Below are 18,650 nucleotides of genomic sequence, written 5' to 3'. Positions count from 1 at the left end.
GCGCCCCTCCCGCGCGCCCGCGCACCCCCTCTTCGAAAGGCACCGCCATGTCCACTCCCGACGACCTCGGATTCGATCTCAAGAAGAAGCGCCGCTGGCCCTGGATCGCCGGAGCGGCCGTCGTCGTGGTCGGCGTCGCCTGCGCGATCGCCGTCCCGCTCCTCTCCCCCGCCGTCTCGGCCAACGAGCAGGAGGGAGCGACGCTCTACGTCGCGACCGCCGAGGGCAACGCCTCCGAGCAGGCCCTGGTCGACTTCGTCGCGAAGGAGGTGGCGCCGCGCTACGGCATCACCGTCGCCTTCAAGGGGCTCTCGGACAGCAACACCATCAACCGCGCGGTGAGCGAGGGCGAGGTCGCGGCCACGGTCTACCAGCACAAGCTCTGGCTGGGACAGGTGCTCGAGGCCAACCCCGACTTCGAGGAGGAGGCGGCCACCCCCGTCTTCCGCTGGGGCTTCGGGCTCTGGAGCGACAAGTACTCCGACGTCTCCCAGATCCCCGACGGCGGCACGGTCTCGCTCTACTCCGACCCCGCCAACGAGGCGCAGGGCCTCTGGCTGCTGCAGAACGCCGGCCTGATCACGCTGAAGCCGGGCACGGAGCCGGGCACCGCGACCCAGGACGACATCGCCGAGAACCCGAAGAACCTGCAGTTCACGCTGCTCGACTTCGCCGCCCAGTCGCGCGCGCTGCCGGACCTCGACGCGGCCGTCGGCTACACCGAGTACTACCTCGCCGCCGGCATCCCGATCGAGCAGCAGATCTTCGCCCCGCAGGCCCCCGACGACTTCGCCGGGCAGCTCACCATCGGCTCGAAGTACCGCGACACCGAGAACGTGAGGAAGCTCGTCCAGGCCTTCCAGGATCCGGCCGTGCAGGAGTTCCTCGCCACGGACGAGACGGTGAAGGGGATCCTGCTGCCGATCGACGGCTGAGCAGGGCCGGAGCGACGGGGTCGCCTGAGGAGTCGCGCGCGGCTTCTCGGGCGACTCGGCGTCTGTAAACGTAGCGTGGGCTCATGAACACGTTCACTCTCCACAACGGTGTCGAGATCCCCGCCCTCGGACTCGGCGTCTTCCAGACTCCGCCCGACGAGACCCGCGCCGCCGTCGCCGCCGCGCTCGACGCGGGGTACCGGCACATCGACACGGCGGCGGCCTACGGCAACGAGCGCGAGGTGGGCGAGGCGATCGCCGGCCGCGACGACGTCTTCCTCGAGACGAAGGTGTGGATCAGCGACTACGGCTACGACGAGACGCTGCACGCCTTCGACAAGAGCGCGGGCAAGCTCGGCGTCGAGCGGATCGACCTGCTGATCCTGCACCAGGCCCTGCCCGAGGCCTTCGACCGCACCCTCGACGCCTACCGGGCGCTCGAGCGGCTGCTCGCCGACGGGAGGGTGCGGGCGATCGGCGTGAGCAACTTCATGGTCGAGCACCTCACCCGCCTCCTCGCCGAGACCGACGTCGTCCCCGCGGTGAACCAGCTCGAGGTTCACCCGTACTTCCAGCAGCGGCGGGTCGAGCGCTTCGGCTGCGAGAACGACATCCTCACCCAGGCCTGGTCGCCGATCGGCGGCATCACCGCCTACCGCGACTCCCCGCGCCGCAGCTTCGACGACCCGGTGCTCCTCGATCTCGGCGCCAAGTACGGGAAGACGGCCGCGCAGGTGATGCTGCGCTGGCACCTGCAGGAGGGCCGCCAGGTCATCCCCAAGTCGACCCGCCCCGAGCGCATCGCCGAGAACATCGACGTGTTCGACTTCGCGCTCTCCGGCTCGGAGCTCGCCCGGATCGACGCCCTCGAGGCCGGCGTGCGCGGCGGACCGGAGCCCGAGGCCGTGACGCTGGAGGCGTACGGCCGCGACATCCCCGAGGCGTGAGGAAGGCGCCCGCGACGGGAACACCGGAGCCGTCGCGGGCGTTGCCCTCACCATGAGCGTTCCCCTCTCCATCCTCGACCTCGCCCCCATCGCCCCCGGTGAGACCGCTCGCGACAGCTTCGCCGCCTCCGTCGCCCTGGCCCAGGAGGCCGAGCGGAACGGCTACCGCCGCGTCTGGTACGCCGAGCACCACAACATGGCGAGCATCGCCTCCAGCGCGACCTCTGTGCTCATCGCGCACGTCGCCTCGCAGACCTCCACGATCCGCCTCGGCTCCGGCGGCGTCATGCTGCCGAACCACTCCCCGCTCACCATCGCCGAGCAGTTCGGCACCCTCGAGACGCTGCACCCGGGACGGATCGACCTCGGACTCGGCCGCGCCCCCGGCAGCGACCAGGCGACCTTCCGCGCGCTCCGCCGCGACCCCGACTCCTCCGAGCGCTTCCCGCAGGACGTGCTGGAGCTGCAGGCGTTCCTCGCCGGCGAGTCCCGCATCCCCGGAGTGAGCGCGACGCCCGGTGCCGGCACCCGCGTCCCCCTCTACATCCTCGGCTCCTCGCTCTTCGGCGCGCAGCTCGCGGCCGCGCTGGGCCTGCCGTACGCGTTCGCCTCGCACTTCGCTCCGGACGCGCTGCACCAGGCCGTCGCGGAGTACCGCCGCGGCTTCCGCCCCTCCGAGCAGCTCGACGCGCCCTACGTGATCGCCGGGATGAACGCCATCGCCGCCGACACCGAGGAGGACGCACAGGAGCAGTTCGCGCAGATGAAGCGCGCCCGCCTGATGATGCTGCTGCGCCAGAGCGGGCAGATCCCCGTCGGCCAGACCTTCGACGACGAGGAGCTCGACGCCCTGCTCAGCGCCCCGATCGGCGCCCACGTCGCGAGCATGACCACCTACACCGGTGTCGGCACCGGCGACCAGGTGGCCGACTACACCGCCGACTTCGCCCGCTCCGCCGACGCCGACGAGGTCATCGTCGCCCACGCGTCGCTGCAGACGGAGGCGCGCCTGCGCTCGGTCGCTCTCCTCGCGCAGTCGAACGCGCGCGTCGCCGTCTGAGCCCGTCCGCAACCGAGGTCGAGCGGCCCGGCACCGGCCTGATGGCCACTGTCGGACGCTCCGGGCCTCGGTTGCGAACGGCCGGCCCTGGGCAGAGTGGGGGTCGGGCGGCGCACATCAGCGGACGCGAGCAGAAGTGAGCCTCTAACGGGGGCCACCTCTCGGGGCACGACCCCGGGAGGAGCGCGTCCGCGGTGCCAGGCTGAGCCCTGTGTCGACGATGACGGGCAAGCGGCGTGAGCCCGGGGACGGCCCTGCACGGTCGGCTGCCCTGCTGCTGCGGGTCTGCGCGGGCGACCGGACCGCCTTCCGGCAGCTCTACTCGCTCACCGCGGGCCGGGTCGTCTCCGTCGCGGATGCCGTGCTCGACGACCGCGCCGCCGCCGAGGAGGTCGCGCAGGAGGTCTACCTCGAGCTCTGGCGCACCGCGCGCTCGCTCGACCCGGGCCGTCCCGTGCTCGCCTTCCTGGCCCAGGTCGCGCACCGCCGTGCCGTGGACCGCGCCCGGGCGGACCGGTCGGCGCGGCGCCGGGAGCTGCAGTACACGGTCCTCGACCGGCCGCGCGATCACGAGTGGGAGCGCTCGGACGTCCGGCTGGCCCTGGCGCCCGCGGCCGGCGCGATCCGGCAGCTCGCCGCCATCCACCACGACGTCCTCTACCTCGCCTACGTCCGCGGGTACAGCCACTCCGAGATCGCGGAGGAGCTGTCGATCCCGCTCGGCACCGTCAAGACCCGGCTGCGCGACACCCTCATCCGCCTGCACACCCACCTGCAGTCCGCCGGCCCGGCGGACCCGGACGGCGGACCGGGACGGCGCATCCGGCACTGACCGGTGGCGCGAACGCCTCTACGCGACCGGGGTTCCACGCTTCAGGACCGTGTCCGGCCCGCTCAGCCCGCCTGCGTCGCGCCCGAGACCGCGAGCCCGACGATCACCGTGAGCACCGTCGTCCACAGCGCGATCGCGACGCCCTGCCAGAGCAGGATCCGCCCTCGGCCGACTCCGGCGCCCGCCAGCATCACCGCGGTGAAGTGCGTCGGGAGCAGCAGCGGCCCCAGCAGGCTCACGCCCGGGACGCCGTAGCGGGTGAAGGCCCGCTGGAACTTCTCGCGCCGCGGAGTCGTCCGCTTCGCCTCCGAGCGGCCCGTGATCGCCGAGCGGACGCCGGTGCCCAGCAGCACGAGCAGCGCCACGCAGACGAAGTTGCCGATCGCCCCCGCAAGCCCGGCGACGACCGGGTGGATGCCGCCGATGATCCCGATGCTCGCCGCTCCCTCGCCCTCGATGAAGGGGACGGCCCCGGCCGCGGCGACGACGAGGGGCTGCACGAGCTCGGGAACGCGGCCGATCAGGTCCTGGAATCCGAGGATCGCGTCGCTGATGATCGTCATGGTCGTGCCTTCCGGTTCGTGGCCCCGGCTCTCGGGACTCCTCCATCCGACCGTGTCCGGGAGCGCCGCGGCAGTGCCGCCGGGTCACCGCTGTCCGGGACGATCGACGGTCCGAGGGGTGACAAGTGTCATGGTCGTAGCTTGGGCCGCATGGTGAACACGACCGAGGCGGATCCGCCCGTGCGCGCGGGCCGCGGCGTCGCCGTGACCTGGTGGTACACCCTCGCGTCAGCCGCCTCCTTCGTGGTGGTCGTCCTGGCCGTCTGGTCCGTGGCGGTGCTGAGCGCCGAGGCCGAGGAGTGGCGGAAGGCCGCCTACTTCCTGGGCGCGGCCGCCTGGGTCGCGGTGTTCTCGCCGACCGCGCTCGCGTACCGGCGCGCCGACCGCGAGGGCCCGGTGCGCCTCCGGGCTGCGCCGACCCTGGTCTTCTGCCTCGGAGTGGCGGCCGCGGCGCTCACCGGCACGGCCGCCGGGAGCCTCGCGCTCGGACTCTCGCTCGCCGCGACCCTGGTCGCCGTGCTGCCCTGGCAGAGCGGGGTGCGGCTCCGGGTGATGGTGCTCTGCACGATCGTCCTCGCGGTCGCGGCGGTGCTCGAGCAGACGCGAGCGGCGCCGGACGCGTCGGCCGCGCTCTCGACCCTCCTGCTGTTCGCGACGCTGCTGCCACTGACGGTCGTCAGCGCGCTGTGGTGGTGGGACATCGTCCGCGAGCTCGACCGGGCGCGCGCCGCCGAGGGCCGGCTCGCCGCCGCCCAGGAGCGCCTGCTGCTCGCCGGCGACGTGCACGACCTCCAGGGCCACCACCTCCAGGTGATCGCGCTGCAGCTCGAGCTCGCCGAGCGCCTCCTCGGCAGCGACCCGGAGGCCGCTCTCGAGCAGCTGCGCGCCGCCCAGCGCTCGGTCGACGGCGCCCGCACCGGCACCCGCGAGCTGGCGACGCGCTTCCGCAGCGTCCCGCTCGTCGACGAGCTGGCCAACGCCGCCGACCTGCTCCGCTCGGCCGGGCTCCGCGTCGAGCTCGAGGTCGACCCGGCGGCGGCTCACGCGCCGGCCGAGACGCTCGGGCCGGTTGTCCGCGAGACGACGACGAACATCCTCAAGCACGGCGGCGGCTCCAGCGCGCGGCTGCGGCTCGCGCGGGAGCAGGACGAGTGGCGGTTCGAGGCGGTGAACGACCTGGCACCGGACGCGGAGGAGGCGGACGGGACCGGCTCGGGCGTCCTCGGCATGGCGGAGCGGGTCGAGCGGGCAGGGGGGACGCTGCGCGCCGGGGCGGTCCGCCGCTCCTTCGAGCTGGACGCGCGCCTGCCGGTGGGGAGCGACTCGTGATCCGGGTGCTGATCGCCGACGACGAGGACATGATCCGCACGGCTCTGGCCGCGCTCCTCCGCCTCGAGGAGGACCTCGAGATCGTGGGCGAGTGCCGCGACGGCGAGCAGGCGGTCGCGGAGGCGCTGCGCCTGCAGCCCGACGTGTGCCTGTTCGACGTCGAGATGCCCGGGCTCGACGGGATCGAGGCGGCGGAGCGGCTGCGCCGGGTCTCGGCGACGCGGGTCGTGGTCGTCACCCGGCACGCGCGGCCGGGGGTCCTGCGGCGAGCGCTCGGAGCGGGCGTCAGCGGCTTCCTGCCGAAGTCGCGCCGGGTCGAGGACGTCGCCGAGGTGATCCGCCAGGTCGCGAGCGGACGCCGCTACGTCGATCCGGAGATCGCCGCCGACGCCCTGGCGAGCACGCGCAGCCCGCTGACCGACCGCGAGCTCGACGTGCTCAGCGCCGGCTCCCGCGGCGAGACGATCGGCGAGATCGGCGCGGCGCTGCACCTCTCCTCCGGCACCGTCCGCAACCACGTCTCGTCGATCCTGCGCAAGCTCGACGTCGACACCCGCCAGCGCGCGGTCATCGAGGCCCGCGAGCGCGGCTGGATCTGAGCGCAGGCGCCGCAACGGCAGCCACTACGCAGGAGTCGTCGCACTCGCGCTCGAGTGCGACGACTCCTGCGTTCTCGCGAGCGGTGCCTGTCAGGCCGTCGGCGTCCAGATCCGCATCGTCGACGGTCCGCGGTTCGCCCAGCGGTGGTACGGCCGGAACTCCGCCTCGAAGCGGCGCCCCTCCTCCACCGGCACGAAACCGTAGGGCCATCCGGGAGCCGCCTCGCGCGCCACGAGGGACACGCGCGCTCCCTCCGCCGTCACGACGGGCGGCACCGAGGCGTCGACCGCGATGTGCTCGGTGTCCAGGCCCTCGGGCAGGTCGAGCGACTCGATCGCCAGCACGAACGGCCCGCGCTCGAGGGCGACCTGGCCGCGCACCGCGTCGATCCGGGGATGCGGGGCGACGAAGCGGGCCGTCATCGGCAGCGAGAGCCGCACGGTGTCGCCGGCGGAGAACGCCCGGCGGACGGTGACGGTCGGCGTCGAGACCGGCTCGCCGTCGAGCAGCGCCGAGCCCCGCGCGAACGGAGGGACCCGCAGCGTCAGCGCGAACTCCGCGTCCTCGAGGATCCGCACGACGACCTCGCCGTCGGCCGGGTACTCCGTCTCGACGCGCAGCGCGACGCCTCCGGTGCGCACCTCGTACGCGCCGTACTGGTGGAGCTGCACCCCGTCGTCGGTGGCGGTCGCGAAGCCGAGCTCCACGCTCGCCAGGGTGCGGGCGGTGTTGGTCGGGCAGCACGAGACCCAGAACCAGGGCGCGCGGAGGCTGGACTGCGCGCGGTCGGTCTCGCGCGACTCGTCCGGTGCCACTCCGTCGACGCGCTGCTGCAGCGTGTTCGTGTAGAAGAAGGCGCGGCCGTCGTCGCGGGTCGCGGGGAGCACCGCGTTCAGCAGCGTCCGCTCCATCAGGTCCGCGTAGCGGGGCTCGTTCGAGCCGAGCAGGAGCCGCCAGCTGAGCATCGTGGAGCCGATCGCCGCGCAGGTCTCGGCGTAGGCGCGGTCCGGCGGCAGCTCGTAGTCGGCGCCGAACGCCTCGTCCTGGTGGTGCGAGCCCATCCCGCCCGTGACGTAGGTGCGCCGCTCGACGGTCGCCTCCCACTGGCGGCGGACCGCCTCCTCCAGCTCGGCGTCGCCGGTCTCGACCGCGACATCGAGAGCCCCGGAGGCGAGGTAGAGGGCCCGCACCGCGTGGCCGCGCAGCACCTCCGCGTCGCGCACGGGCACGTCGTCCTGGAAGTACTCGGCGCCGAACGCGATCGGCTTCAGCGTCCCCGTCCCGCGCCGCTCCACGAAGAGGCGGGCCAGCTCGAGGTAGCGCTCCTCCCCCGTCGCCCGCGCCAGCTCGGCGAGCGCCGGCTCGATCTCGGGGTGGCCGCACACGGCGACCCTCCCCTCGGGCCCGAACTCGCGGTGCACGTGGTCGGCGAGCCGTCGGGCGACCTGCGGCAGGAGGTCGTCGTGCCCGGTGCGGAGCCGCGCCACGGCGGCCTGGATCAGGTGCCCGAAGCTGTACAGCTCGTGGCCCCACTCCAGGTCGGAGTAGCGCGCACGCTGGCCGGGCCGGCCGAAGCTCGTGTGCAGGTACCCGTCCGGGTCCTGGGCGGAGGCGACCCGCGCGACGAGGTCGTCGTACCGCTCCTGCAGCCCGGCGTCGTCGCTCCGGCCGAGCTCCCAGGCCATGGCCTCGAGGAGCTTGTAGACCTCGGAGTCCACGAACTCGATGCCCGCGTGCGCGTCGCCGCCCTCGGCGGACGAGATCGAGCCGTCGGCCGCGCGGTCGAAGTTGCCGGCCCAGCCGACGCGCTCGATCCACGAGCGGCAGTGCTCGATGACGGCGGAGGAGTTGAGGTCCTGGTAGTGCTTCCAGAAGCCGCCGGTGAGGAGGATCTCGTCCTGGCGGAGCGGCCGGAGCACGCTCCGCGAGGGGGCGACCGGGCCGCCGAGGGCGGTGGCGGTGGGGGCGGTGAGGGTCACGGTGTCTCCTTGGAGGGACGGGTCAGTCCTTGACGGCGCCGGCGGTGACTCCCGCCGAGACATACCGCTGGGCGACGACGAGGAGGACGGCGGCCGGGAGCGAGGCGACCACGGCGGTCGCCATGATCGAGTTCCACTCCTGGTTGTTGTTGCCGATGTACTTGTAGATGCCGAGGGTGATCGGCTGAAGCTTGCCGCCGCTGTCGAGCGTCGAGGCGAAGATGAAGTCCGACCAGGCCCAGAGGAACGCGAACAGCGAGACGGTGACGACGGAGTTGCGGCTGATCGGCATGATCACCGAGGTGAAGGTGCGCCAGGCGCTCGCTCCGTCCATCCGGGCCGCCTGGGTGAGCTCGTCGGGGATCCCCGACATGAAGGCCGTGAAGATCAGCACGCCGAACGGCACCGCGATGGTGGAGTCGGCCACGATCAGGCCCGGGATCGAGTTGAGCAGCCCCAGGTTGAGGTAGATGGCGTAGAAGCCCATCGCCATGATGATCGCCGGGATCATCTGCGCGATCAGCAGCACGAACGAGAGGGCCTGCCCGCCGCGGGGCCGCAGCTTCGCCAGCGAGTAGGCGGCGGGAGCGGCGATCGCCACGGTCAGCAGCACCGTGCCGAGGCCGACGACGAGGCTGGTGCCCAGGTAGGGCAGCTGCTCGCTCAGCACCGCCTGGTAGCCAGTGAACGTGGGCGAGAACGGGAACCAGTCCGGCGGATCCTTCCGCATCGAGCCGGTCGGAGTGAGGGAGACGTTGATCATCCAGTAGACGGGGAACAGCATGACCGCCGTGAGGGCGATCCCGACCACCGTCAGGTACCAGGGGCGGCGGGCGGTCACGAGTCGGCCTGCTTCCGCTGGACCCGGATGTACACGAGGCCGAAGACGAGGGCCAGGATGATCAGCAGGTTGCCGACGGCCGCGGCCGGTCCGAAGTCGGGCAGCATCGAGCCGAAGCCGAGCTGGTACGTCCAGGTGGCGAGCGTGGTCGAGGAGTCGGCGGGGCCGCCCTTCGTCATGATCCAGATGATGTCGAACACCTTCAGCGTGTAGACGAGGCCGAGCAGGATCGTGATCGCCGACACCGGCCGCAGCAGCGGCAGCGTGATCCGCCAGAACTGCTGGGCGCCGGTCGCGCCGTCGAGCGAGGCCGCCTCGTAGAGGTCCTGCGAGATGTTCTGCAGGCCGGAGTAGAGGATCACCAGGTTGAACGGGATGCCGATCCAGATGTTCGCGATCAGGACCGCGATCAGCGAGGTGGTCGGCGAGGTGAGCCAGTTGATCTGGCCGATCCCGAACGACTCCAGGAACGCGTTCACGATGCCGGAGTCGCTGTTGAGCATCCACGACCAGGTCGAGGCCGAGACGATCAGCGGCAGGAGCCACGGCACCAGGAACAGCGCCCGGAGCGTGCTCGCCAGCGGGAAGCGGCGGTAGAAGAACACGGCGAGCGCCAGCCCCAGCGTGAACTGGAAGAGGAGCGAGACGCCGGTGAAGACCGCCGTGTGCAGCAGCGCCGGGCCGAAGGTCGCGTCCTGGAACACCTGGACGTAGTTGTCGAACCAGACGAAGGGCGCGTTCCCCTGCACGAACGAGCGGACCGTGTAGTCCTTCAGGCTCAGCTCGAGGTTGCGGTAGAGCGGGAACGCGTAGAAGACGAGCAGGTAGGCGACGAGCGGGGCGAGGAACGCCCACGCGACCAGGCGGCCGCCCTCGGGGCGCCGGCGGCGCCGACGGCTCTCGGCGGCCGGGGCGGGCGGGGCCGGCGGCTCGGTGCCGCGCCGCAGGAGGCGGGCGGTCTCGGTGGCAGTGGTCATGGTCTCTCCCGTCCCCCCGGCCGGTGCGCGGAGCACCGGCCGGGGGGACCTCGTTCGGGGAGCGGGAGCCCCCGGTCGTCCTACTTCGTGGCGGATTCGGCGGCCGACTGGGCGGCCTTCAGGGCGTCCTCGGGAGACTGCGAGCCGCTGAGCACGGTCTGCACCGCGCCCCACAGCTGCTCCGAGATCTTCGGGTACTTCGTGCCGAGGTCGTCCGAGGTGCGGCCCTTCGCGGCCTGCACGGCGGTGACCCACGGCTCGAGGTCGGCGTTGCCGGCGACCTGCTCCTGCTGCGCCTCGGCCGTCGGCGCGATGTACGAGAGCGTGTTGTCGGTCGTGACCAGGCTCTCCGTCGAGGTCAGGCACTCGGCGATCTGCTTCGAGGTCTCGTAGCGCGCCGTGTCCGACTGCACCGGGAGGGTGAGGAACTCGCCTCCGGTCGGTGCGGGGGCCGCTCCGCCGTCCTTCGACGGGATGGTCAGGACGCCGTAGTCGATGCCCGAGGCCTTCGCGTTGGCCAGCTGCCAGGTGCCGTTCTCGCCGAACGCGTACTCGCCGGTCTCGAACTCCTGCCAGCTCGTGGTCTGCGTGTTGCCGATCACGGAGTTGGGCGCGTAGCCCTTCTCCAGCCAGTCGCTCCAGAGCGAGACGGCGTCGACCGCGGCGGGCGAGTCGAGGTCGGTCAGCTCGGCGCCGGAGCCCCAGAACCACGGCAGGAACTGGAAGGTCCCCTCCTCCGTGCCGATGCCGGAGAACGTGATGCCCTTGCCACCGGAGGCGGTGACCTCCTCGAGCGCGTCGGTCAGCCCGGCCCAGTCGGTGATGGAGGCGGCGTCCACGCCGGCCTTCTCGAGCACGGCCTTGTTGTAGTACAGCGCGAGCGTGTTGGCGCCGATCGGCACGCCGAAGGTGTCGCTGCCGGTCTGGCCGGCCGCGAGGATGTTCGCGTCGATCCCGTCGGTGGAGAGCCCGGACTCGGCGGTCGTGGTCAGGATGCCCGACTCCGCGAGCGTCGAGACCACGGGGTTGTCGACGAGCAGGAGGTCGGGCGAGTTGCCCTGCTGGCCGGCGAGCAGCGCCTTGTTGGTCAGGTCGGTGGTGTCGTAGCCGGTGCGCTCGACGGTGACGCCGGCCTCGGTCCCGCAGGAGTCGATGAGCTTCGCCCAGTCGGACGACTCGTCGAACTGGGGGTACGGGTCCCAGAACGTGTAGCTGCCTCCCGCGGCGGAGCCGGAGTCTCCCCCGGAGCCGCTCGCGCAGCCGGTCAGTGCGGCGGCGGCCGTCCCCAGCAGGACGGCGGCGGCGAGGCCCCGAGCGTGCTTCCTCGTCTTCACGGATGATCCCTTCGTCGTTGATGGATTCCTCGGCAGTCGTCCCGATCGTCTACGCCGGGCCGAAACTACTTTCTGTCGGGTAAACCTAAGCAGGGGCGGTCAGCGCGTCAAGAGATGCGACCTTTTCGGTCTTTTCGGTTTTTCGCCGGAGTCGTGCGAGGATCGACGCGGCGGCCCGCCGGGCCCGGAACGGAGGCGCGGTGCCACCACGCAAGCCCACCGGCACCATCACGCTCACCGACGTGGCGGCCGCCGCCGGCGTCTCGATCGCCACCGCCTCCAAGGCGCTCAACGGCCGCGACCAGGTGCGCGCCGAGACCCGCCAGCGCGTGCTGGACGCCGCCGAGGCCCTCTCCTTCACCCCGAACCCGTTCGCGCAGGCCCTCAACTCCCGGCGCACGGGCACCATCGGGATGCTCACCAACGATCTCGACAACCGCTTCGTGCTCCCCGTGCTGCTCGGCGCCGAGGACGCGTTCGGCGCAGGATCGACGTCGGTGCTCCTCTGCGACGCCCGCGGCGACTCGATCCGCGAGCAGCACCACATCAAGAATCTGCTCGCCAAGCGCGTCGACGGGATCGTGGTGCTCGGCCGGACGACGAACCCGCGCCCTTCGATCACGCGCACCATCCCGGTGCCGGTCGTCTACGCCTATGCGCCCTCGGAGGATCCGCGCGACTCCTCCTTCACGCCCGACAACGTGCAGGCCGGCGTCCTCGCCGCCCGCCACCTGATCGAGCGCGGACGGACGAGGATCGCCCTCGTCAACGGCGAGCCGAGCTACACCGCCGCCCACGACCGCGCCCGGGGCGTCGAGCAGGCGCTGACGGAGGCGGGGCTGCCGCTGGTCGGCGGCGGCGTCCTCTTCGGGCAGTGGTCCGAGAGCTGGGGCCGCCAGTGCGCCGAGACGCTGCTGCGCGCGCATCCGGACCTCGACGCGATCATCTGCGCGAGCGACCAGATCGCCCGCGGCACCCTCGACCACCTGCGCGAGACCGGTCGGCGGGTTCCGCAGGACGTGGCCGTCGTCGGCTTCGACAACTGGGACCTCCTCGTCGAGGCCGCCCGCCCGCCGCTCTCGAGCATCGACATGATGCTCGACACGCTCGGCCGCGCCGCCGCGGAGGAGCTCTCGAACGCGATCCACGGACGTCCGACCGCGGGCGTGCAGGCCATGCCCGTCCGCTTCGTGCCGCGGGAGTCCTCCGGCTGACGCCCCCGCCCTCCGCGAGAACGCGGAGGACACCGCCTGCTCAGCGGTGTCCCGACGCTCGGAGCGGCGTCTCGACGCACGAGCGGGCCAGCGCGCATCGGCGAGGACACCGGAGGGACGGGCGGAGCGCGATCGTGGGCGCAGACGTGCGCCGGACCCCTCGGGAGTCCGGCGCACGGCCTGGCGGTGATCAGCTGCCGGTGATCAGCCGGGATCAGCTCCCGGTGCGTTCACCGCGGCGTCGGAGGGTGAGGAGCATCAGACCGCCGCCGAGCAGGGCGAGCAGGGCGAGCAGGCCCAGCACTCCGGCGGTCGCCGTCGCTGCGGCGTCCACTCCGGTCGAGGCGAGAGCCGGACCGCGGGGACCGTTCGACCCGGACACGGGAACGACCGCGGCGTAGGAGGGCGCCGGTCGCGGCGCTGTGGTCGCGGTCGGAGTGGGCGAGGCCGTGGGCGTCGCGGTCGGCGTGGGGGTGGGGGTCGCCGTCGGCGTGGTGGTGGGAGTCGCCGTCGGAGCCACGGTCGGGGTCACCGTCGGCGTGGTCGTCGGCGTGACCGTCGGAGCCACGGTGGGCGCGATCGTCGGAGTCACCGTCGGAGCCACGGTGGGCGCGATCGTCGGAGTCACCGTCGGAGCCACGGTGGGCGCGATCGTCGGAGTCACCGTCGGAGTCACCGTCGGAGTCACCGTCGGCACGACGGTGGGAGTCACCGTCGGAGTCACCGTCGGCACGACGGTGGGAGTCACCGTCGGGGTGACGGTGGGAGTCACGGTCGGCGTGACAGTGGGTGTGACCGTCGGCGTCACGGTCGGCGTGACGGTGGGGGTCACCGTCGGGGTCACGGTCGGCGTGATGGTCGGGGTCACCGTCGGCGTGACCGTGGGCGTCACGGTCGGTGTGACTGTCGGCGTGACCGTCGGCGTCACGGTGGGCGTGACCGTCGGCGTCACGGTGGGCGTGACCGTCGGGGTCACGGTCGGCGTCACGGTCGGCGTGCCGTCGGGGTCACGGTCGGCGTCACGGTCGGCGTGACCGTCGGGGTCACGGTCGGCGTGACCGTCGGCGTCACGGTCGGCGTCACGGTCGGCGTGACCGTCGGCGTCACGGTCGGCGTAGCCGTCGGCGACGGTCCGCCGTCGGAGGGCTCGCAGCCCGGCTCGGTGAAGTCGTTGGAGTCGAGCGTGACCGCTCCCGTGCGGGCCAGTGCGCGGCCCTCGACGGAGACGCCCGTCGTCACCGTGATCGAGGCCGAGGCGAGCACGGAGCCCACGAAGTCCGAGTCGGTGCCGAGCGTCGCGGAGCTGCCGATCTGCCAGTAGACGTTGCAGGCCTGCGCTCCGTTGATCAGGGCCACCGTGCTCGACGAGGCCGTCGTCAGCGTCGACGCGGCGCGGATCACGAAGACCGCCTCGTTGACGCCCTCGGCGTCGAGCGTGAGCGTCCCCGTCACTCCGACCGGTCCGGCCGCGGTGTAGACCCCGGGCTTCAGCGTGCTGCCGCCGATCTCGGCGCCGATCTGCGCGGTCGTCGCCTGCGAGGCGAGCTGTCCGTAGGCGGTGCCCACGTCGGCCTGGGCCTGAGCCGCCTCCGCGTCTCCGCGGTGGATCACTCCGTCCGTCCGTCCGGGCGGGAACCCGGTGACGGCGGTCAGCGGGCTGACCCCGACGCTCTGGTCCAGGACGCTCGACCCCGTGTTCGTCACGGTCGACGCGGCCAGGACCGAGTAGTCCTCCGCCGTGCCGAGGTCGGGAGCAGTGGCCGCCTGCGCCGAGACGCCGGCGAAGAGCGCGGCGCCCACGACGGCGAGGACGACACCCGTCCCGATCGCCCCTCTTCTGCGGTCCTGCCGATGACGGCGGAGCGAGGTGCGAGAGGACACGTGCGGCATGAGGCCAGCGATCTGCCCACGTCAGCGTGAGCTCAACAACCCGAGGTGGGAGGCTCGAACCGTAGGTCGCGCTCCTCGCCCGCGTCTACGCCGCGACCCTGACGGGGGGGCAGGATCCGCCGACGGCGTCCCCCGACCCGGGACATGGCCGCCACTGGAGTCCTCGCGCCGGTGACGGCGGACCCGGCCGGCGGAGCGGATCAGCGGTGACGCCCGCGGCACCGGCGCCGGTCCGGGTGCCGCGCGGCCCGGGAGCCCTCAGCCGAGAGCCGCCACCCGCTCGATCACGCCCTCGCCCAGCCGGGCGACGTACCCCTCCGGATCCGGCCCGGCCGGCGCCAGCTGCACGTGGTCGATCCCCAGCGCCGCGTACTCCTCCATCGCGCGGACGAAGCCGTCGGGGTCGCCGATCGGATCGCCGCCCCCGGTGATGGTCTTCGTGATCGTCGCGTAGTCGCGCCCGAGGTCGTCGCAGTGCCGCTTCAGCACGTCGAGCTTGTGCGCCACGTCGTCCGCGCCGGTGCCGAACAGGTTGCAGGCGTCGCCGTACTGCGCGACCAGCCGCAGCGTCTTCCTCTCTCCGCCGCCGCCGATGAGGATGGGCGGGCCGGGCTGCTGGATCGGCGCCGGGTGGTTCAGCGTCTCGGCCAGCCGGTAGTGCGTCCCCTCGAACGGCCCGTCGTCATCGCTCCACATCTGACGGCAGATCCGCAGCGTCTCCTCCAGCCGCTCGAACCGCTCCTTCAGCGGCGGGTAGGGCACGCCGAGCCCGAGGTGCTCGCGCTCGTACCAGGCGGCGCCGATGCCGAGCATCGCGCGCCCGCCGGAGAGCACGTCGAGGGTGGTGACGATCTTCGCGAGCAGTCCCGGATGGCGGTACGTCACGCCGGTGACGAGGAGCCCCAGCCGCATCCGCTCCGTCCGGCCGGCGACGAAGCCGAGCGAGGTGTAGCCCTCGAGCATCGGATCCTCGCTCGTCGCGAAGTGCTCCATCTGGAAGTAGTGGTCCATCAGCGTGAACCAGGCGCAGCCGACGTCCTCGGCCGTCCGCGCGGTCGCTCCGAGGATCGGCGCGATCCCCGCGCTTCCGCCCGGAAGGGTGAAGTTCATGAAGTGAATGCCGAGCTGCACGCGCGTCTCCTGTCGTCCCGGGATGTCCAGGAGCCAGTGTGCGCCGAGCCACCGCTCAACACGCCGACGCGGCCGCCTCTGAGCGGCGTCTCATCCGTTCCGCGGCGTCTCGGCCGATCGCACCGCCGAGGGGCGGCCGCCCTCACTCGCAGACGCGGAAGCGGTTCCGATCGAACCCGACGACGTCGCCGACGGCGAGCTGGCGCCCGCGGCGCAGATCCACCTCGCCGTTGACGGTCACCATCCCCTCGGCGACCGCCTCCTTGGCCTCGCCGCCCGAGAGGATCCCCGCGAACTTGAGGAACTGGCCCAGGCGGATCGACCCGCCGCCCAGCGGGACGTCGACGGGCTCGGGAACGGCAGCGGCGCCTGTCACGTCAGACCGCCGGGATGTCGGCGAAGCGCGAGAAGTGGCCGTGGAAGCCCACAGTGACCGTGCGGGTCGGGCCGTTGCGGTGCTTGGCGACGATGAGGTCGGCCTCGCCCGCGCGCGGGTTGTCCTTCTCGTAGGCGCTCTCGCGATGCAGGAGGATCACCATGTCGGCGTCCTGCTCGATCGAGCCGGACTCGCGGAGGTCCGAGATGGCGGGGAGCTTGTCGGCGCGCTGCTCGGGGCCTCGGTTCAGCTGCGAGAGCGCGATGACCGGCACCTGCAGCTCCTTCGCGAGGAGCTTGAGGGCACGGGAGAACTCCGAGACCTCCTGCTGGCGGCTCTCGACCTTCTTGCCGGAGGTCATCAGCTGCAGGTAGTCGATGACGACCATCTTGAGCCCGACCCGCTGCTTGAGCCGGCGGCACTTCGCCCGGATCTCGACGAGGGTCATGTTGGGCGAGTCGTCGATGTAGAGCGGCGCGTCGTTGATCCGGCCGCGGGTGGAGGCGATGGTCGTCCAGTCGCGCTGGTCGACCGTGCCCTTGCGCATGTGCTGCAGCGGCACGGACGCCTCGGCCGAGAGGAGGCGCATCGCGATCTCGCTGCGCCCCATCTCGAGGGAGAAGAAGATCGTGGCCATGTTGTGCTTGATCGCGGCGGCGCGGGCGAAGTCGAGCGCCAGCGTCGACTTTCCGAGCGCGGGGCGCGCGGCGACGATGATCATCTGCCCGGCGTGGAAGCCGTTGGTCAGGTCGTCGAGGTCGGCGAAGCCGGTGGGGACGCCGGTGAAGCTGCCGTCCTTGTGAGCGGCCGCCTCGATCTCGTCGATCGCGACGGTCACCGCGTCGGTCAGCGGGACGTAGTCCTCCGCCGTCTCGGAGCCGGTGACGTTGTAGATCTCGGCCTGCGCCGTGTTGACCAGGTCGAGCACCTCGCCCTCGCCCTGGTAGCCCATCTGCGCGATGCGGGTGCCCGCCTCGACGAGGCGGCGCAGCAGAGCGCGCTCGGCGACGATGGAGGCGTAGTACCCGGCGTTGGCCGCGGTGGGGACCATCGAGGTGAGCGTGTGCAGGTAGTCGGCGCCGCCGGCCCGCTGCAGCTCGCCCTGCTTCGTGAGCTCGTCGGTGACCGCGATGACGTCGGTCGGCTCGCCGTGCGAGTAGAGGGCGAGGATCGCGTCGAAGACGATCTCGTGCTTGGGGATGTAGAAGTCGGTGCCCTTGACGCTCTCGACGACATCGGCGACCGCGTCCTTCGAGAGCAGCATGCCGCCCAGCGCCGACTGCTCGGCGAGGAGGTCGTGCGGAGGGGTCCGCTCGTTCCCGCGCGACTCGCCGCGGTCACCGCGACCGTCCCGTCCGTCCGAGCCGGGTACCGCCAGGTGCGCGATCGTCATGCCTTCGCCTCCTCCTGTCGGGTGCTGCGCGTCCGGTCGAGCCGGTGCCGGGATCCGGTCTACCAGCGACCTCCGACAGCGGCGCGCGGGCGCCTGCCCGCACCCCTCGCGGGGCGCTGCGCCACCCTACGGACCGCCGCCCGCGGCACGCAAACCGCCCTGTGGAGAGAGCTGTGCAGAACCGAGGGGAAACGCCGGGCCCACTGTGGGCAACGTGTGGACAACCCTGTGGGATCAGCGGCCCTCAGCAAGTTTTTTCCGGCTCTTGACCAGGCATTTCCTGCTTTCCACAGGTGTGTGGGGAAAAGAGTCTCAAGACCACAGTGAAGGTTGGTCCCGCCGGAGGGTGTATGTGGATGGAGCTGTGGAGAACGGGAACGACGAAGGGCGGTGCGAGGGGACTCGGAAGTCCCGTCGCACCGCCCTCCGCGGCGTTCTCGCGGCCTTACTTGGCCGCGACCACCTGCAGCTTCACAGTGGCCTGGATGTCGTCGCGCAGACGCACCACGGCCTCGTGCTCGCCGACGTGCTTGATCGCGTTCGAGATGACGATCTTGCGCTTGTCGAGCTCGCCGAATCCTGCCGCCGCCACCGCGTTCGCGATGTCGGAGGTCTTCACCGAGCCGAACAGGCGGCCGTCCTTGCCGGCCTTGACCGTCAGCTTCACGCGGTTGGCCTCGAGGACCTGCTTGGTGTGCTGGGCCTCTTCGATGGTCTTGTGCTCACGAGCGGCTCGCGCCGACTTGATCTGCTCGACCTGCTTCTCGCCACCGCGGGTCCACGCGACGCCGAAGCCCTGCGGGATGAGGTAGTTGCGGGCGAACCCGTTCTTCACGTCGACGACGTCGCCGGCCGAGCCGAGTCCGTCGACCTCGTGGGTCAGGATGACCTTGGACATACCGTTACCTACCTTCCGCTGCCGGCGTAGGGCAGGAGCGCCATCTCGCGGGCGTTCTTGACGGCACGGGCGATGAGGCGCTGCTCCTGAACGGAGACGCCGGTGATACGACGGGCGCGGATCTTCCCGCGCTCCGAGATGAACTTGCGGAGGGTCGCGACGTCCTTGTAGTCGATGACACCCACGCGGACCGACTTCGCGGGGGCCGCGTTCTTCGCGCCCTTGCCGCGGATCGGCTTGCGGCGGTCGCCGCTGCTCTTTCCAGCCATAGTGGTTTCCTTAGATTCTGGTTCGCCCCTGCCCCGCCGCGAGCGATCGCGGTGCGGGGGAGGCGTGATTCAGGTGAGGAGA

General features: G+C 71.9%; 19 protein-coding genes. 8 read left to right on the top strand and 11 right to left on the bottom strand.

Going from position 1 to position 18,650, the window contains the following annotated elements; genetic code table 11:
- Positions 1-47: 47 nt before the first annotated feature.
- The 4 genes from C5C37_RS05115 to C5C37_RS05100 all read left to right on the top strand — a co-directional run bounded on the left by C5C37_RS05115 (position 48) and on the right by C5C37_RS05100 (position 3,774).
- Positions 48-935 (top strand): MetQ/NlpA family ABC transporter substrate-binding protein, encoded by an 888-nt coding sequence (locus tag C5C37_RS05115; protein WP_104297325.1) that lies wholly within the window; start codon positions 48-50, stop codon positions 933-935.
- Positions 936-1,018: 83 nt separating this feature from the next.
- Complete coding sequence (locus C5C37_RS05110; RefSeq protein WP_104338564.1) at positions 1,019-1,882, top strand: aldo/keto reductase; 864 nt, start codon at positions 1,019-1,021, stop codon at positions 1,880-1,882.
- Between the two features lie 52 nt (positions 1,883-1,934).
- Positions 1,935-2,942: an LLM class flavin-dependent oxidoreductase gene (locus C5C37_RS05105; protein WP_104338563.1), complete on the top strand. Its 1,008-nt coding sequence runs from the start codon at positions 1,935-1,937 to the stop codon at positions 2,940-2,942.
- Positions 2,943-3,162: 220 nt separating this feature from the next.
- On the top strand, positions 3,163-3,774 hold the full coding sequence (locus C5C37_RS05100; RefSeq protein WP_258063255.1) for a sigma-70 family RNA polymerase sigma factor: 612 nt from the start codon (positions 3,163-3,165) through the stop codon (positions 3,772-3,774).
- Positions 3,775-3,836: 62 nt separating this feature from the next.
- Here C5C37_RS05100 and C5C37_RS05095 read toward each other — a convergent pair whose 3' ends face one another.
- A complete protein-coding gene (locus C5C37_RS05095; RefSeq protein WP_104225805.1) occupies positions 3,837-4,337 on the bottom strand; it encodes a small multidrug efflux protein in 501 nt (166 codons plus the stop codon).
- A 150-nt stretch (positions 4,338-4,487) separates the two neighbouring features.
- Between C5C37_RS05095 and C5C37_RS05090 the strand changes: the two genes are divergently transcribed.
- Together C5C37_RS05090 and C5C37_RS05085 are read left to right on the top strand one after the other, a co-directional pair.
- Complete coding sequence (locus C5C37_RS05090) at positions 4,488-5,666, top strand: sensor histidine kinase (protein ID WP_104338562.1); 1,179 nt, start codon at positions 4,488-4,490, stop codon at positions 5,664-5,666.
- The gene (locus C5C37_RS05085) at positions 5,663-6,265 is read left to right on the top strand and encodes a response regulator transcription factor (protein ID WP_104222701.1); all 603 of its coding nucleotides are present in this window, start codon (positions 5,663-5,665) and stop codon (positions 6,263-6,265) included. Before C5C37_RS05090 ends, C5C37_RS05085 begins: the two co-directional genes overlap by 4 nt.
- Positions 6,266-6,355: 90 nt before the next feature.
- Here the strand turns inward: C5C37_RS05085 and C5C37_RS05080 are convergent, their stop codons facing one another.
- The 4 genes from C5C37_RS05080 to C5C37_RS05065 all read right to left on the bottom strand — a co-directional run bounded on the left by C5C37_RS05080 (position 6,356) and on the right by C5C37_RS05065 (position 11,397).
- The gene (locus C5C37_RS05080; protein ID WP_104338561.1) at positions 6,356-8,245 is read right to left on the bottom strand and encodes a glycoside hydrolase family 127 protein; all 1,890 of its coding nucleotides are present in this window, start codon (positions 8,243-8,245) and stop codon (positions 6,356-6,358) included.
- A 22-nt stretch (positions 8,246-8,267) separates the two neighbouring features.
- Entirely contained in the window at positions 8,268-9,086 is an 819-nt protein-coding gene (locus tag C5C37_RS05075; RefSeq protein WP_104222699.1) for a carbohydrate ABC transporter permease, read from the bottom strand.
- Positions 9,083-10,063, bottom strand: a complete 981-nt coding sequence (locus C5C37_RS05070; protein ID WP_104247032.1) for a carbohydrate ABC transporter permease — start codon at positions 10,061-10,063, stop codon at positions 9,083-9,085. The genes C5C37_RS05075 and C5C37_RS05070 overlap by 4 nt, the downstream gene beginning before the upstream one ends.
- An 80-nt stretch (positions 10,064-10,143) precedes the next feature.
- The gene (locus C5C37_RS05065) at positions 10,144-11,397 is read right to left on the bottom strand and encodes an extracellular solute-binding protein (protein ID WP_104262569.1); all 1,254 of its coding nucleotides are present in this window, start codon (positions 11,395-11,397) and stop codon (positions 10,144-10,146) included.
- A 200-nt stretch (positions 11,398-11,597) separates the two neighbouring features.
- Between C5C37_RS05065 and C5C37_RS05060 the strand changes: the two genes are divergently transcribed.
- Both C5C37_RS05060 and C5C37_RS17410 read left to right on the top strand, forming a co-directional pair.
- The gene (locus tag C5C37_RS05060; RefSeq protein ID WP_104237753.1) at positions 11,598-12,611 is read left to right on the top strand and encodes a LacI family DNA-binding transcriptional regulator; all 1,014 of its coding nucleotides are present in this window, start codon (positions 11,598-11,600) and stop codon (positions 12,609-12,611) included.
- A 422-nt stretch (positions 12,612-13,033) separates the two neighbouring features.
- Positions 13,034-13,645 (top strand): hypothetical protein, encoded by a 612-nt coding sequence (locus C5C37_RS17410; protein ID WP_181127374.1) that lies wholly within the window; start codon positions 13,034-13,036, stop codon positions 13,643-13,645.
- Here C5C37_RS17410 and C5C37_RS05050 read toward each other — a convergent pair.
- The 6 genes from C5C37_RS05050 to rpsR form a co-directional block, all read right to left on the bottom strand.
- A complete protein-coding gene (locus C5C37_RS05050) occupies positions 13,596-14,492 on the bottom strand; it encodes an ice-binding family protein (protein WP_258065774.1) in 897 nt (298 codons plus the stop codon). The two genes, C5C37_RS17410 and C5C37_RS05050, sit on opposite strands and share 50 nt — an antisense overlap.
- A 267-nt stretch (positions 14,493-14,759) precedes the next feature.
- Positions 14,760-15,632, bottom strand: a complete 873-nt coding sequence (locus C5C37_RS05045) for an LLM class F420-dependent oxidoreductase (protein ID WP_181127373.1) — start codon at positions 15,630-15,632, stop codon at positions 14,760-14,762.
- A 142-nt stretch (positions 15,633-15,774) separates the two neighbouring features.
- Positions 15,775-16,008 carry an RNA-binding S4 domain-containing protein gene (locus C5C37_RS05040; RefSeq protein ID WP_104247028.1) on the bottom strand — a complete coding sequence of 78 codons (234 nt, stop codon included), beginning with the start codon at positions 16,006-16,008 and terminating at the stop codon, positions 15,775-15,777.
- 1 nt (position 16,009) lies between these two features.
- Positions 16,010-17,401, bottom strand: a complete 1,392-nt coding sequence (gene dnaB / locus C5C37_RS05035; RefSeq protein WP_104225797.1) for a replicative DNA helicase — start codon at positions 17,399-17,401, stop codon at positions 16,010-16,012.
- Positions 17,402-17,846: 445 nt separating this feature from the next.
- A complete protein-coding gene (gene rplI / locus C5C37_RS05030) occupies positions 17,847-18,299 on the bottom strand; it encodes a 50S ribosomal protein L9 (protein ID WP_104222692.1) in 453 nt (150 codons plus the stop codon).
- Between the two features lie 8 nt (positions 18,300-18,307).
- On the bottom strand, positions 18,308-18,568 hold the full coding sequence (gene rpsR / locus C5C37_RS05025) for a 30S ribosomal protein S18 (RefSeq protein WP_055784551.1): 261 nt from the start codon (positions 18,566-18,568) through the stop codon (positions 18,308-18,310).
- Between the last annotated feature and the right edge of the window lie 82 nt (positions 18,569-18,650).

The organism is Rathayibacter sp. AY1F9 (genome assembly GCF_002932155.1).
Classification (GTDB): Bacteria; Actinomycetota; Actinomycetes; order Actinomycetales; family Microbacteriaceae; genus Rathayibacter.
Note: the sequence above shows the minus strand (reverse complement) of the source record. Positions and strands in the feature narration are given on the sequence as shown.

Coding starts and splice junctions, on each gene's coding strand:
- C5C37_RS05115 (WP_104297325.1), top strand. CDS start 48: ATGTCCACTCCCGACGACCTCGGATTCGATCTCAAGAAGAAGCGCCGC.
- C5C37_RS05110 (WP_104338564.1), top strand. CDS start 1,019: ATGAACACGTTCACTCTCCACAACGGTGTCGAGATCCCCGCCCTCGGA.
- C5C37_RS05105 (WP_104338563.1), top strand. CDS start 1,935: ATGAGCGTTCCCCTCTCCATCCTCGACCTCGCCCCCATCGCCCCCGGT.
- C5C37_RS05100 (WP_258063255.1), top strand. CDS start 3,163: ATGACGGGCAAGCGGCGTGAGCCCGGGGACGGCCCTGCACGGTCGGCT.
- C5C37_RS05095 (WP_104225805.1), bottom strand. CDS start 4,337: ATGACGATCATCAGCGACGCGATCCTCGGATTCCAGGACCTGATCGGC.
- C5C37_RS05090 (WP_104338562.1), top strand. CDS start 4,488: ATGGTGAACACGACCGAGGCGGATCCGCCCGTGCGCGCGGGCCGCGGC.
- C5C37_RS05070 (WP_104247032.1), bottom strand. CDS start 10,063: ATGACCACTGCCACCGAGACCGCCCGCCTCCTGCGGCGCGGCACCGAG.
- dnaB (WP_104225797.1), bottom strand. CDS start 17,401: ATGACGATCGCGCACCTGGCGGTACCCGGCTCGGACGGACGGGACGGT.
- rplI (WP_104222692.1), bottom strand. CDS start 18,299: ATGTCCAAGGTCATCCTGACCCACGAGGTCGACGGACTCGGCTCGGCC.
- rpsR (WP_055784551.1), bottom strand. CDS start 18,568: ATGGCTGGAAAGAGCAGCGGCGACCGCCGCAAGCCGATCCGCGGCAAG.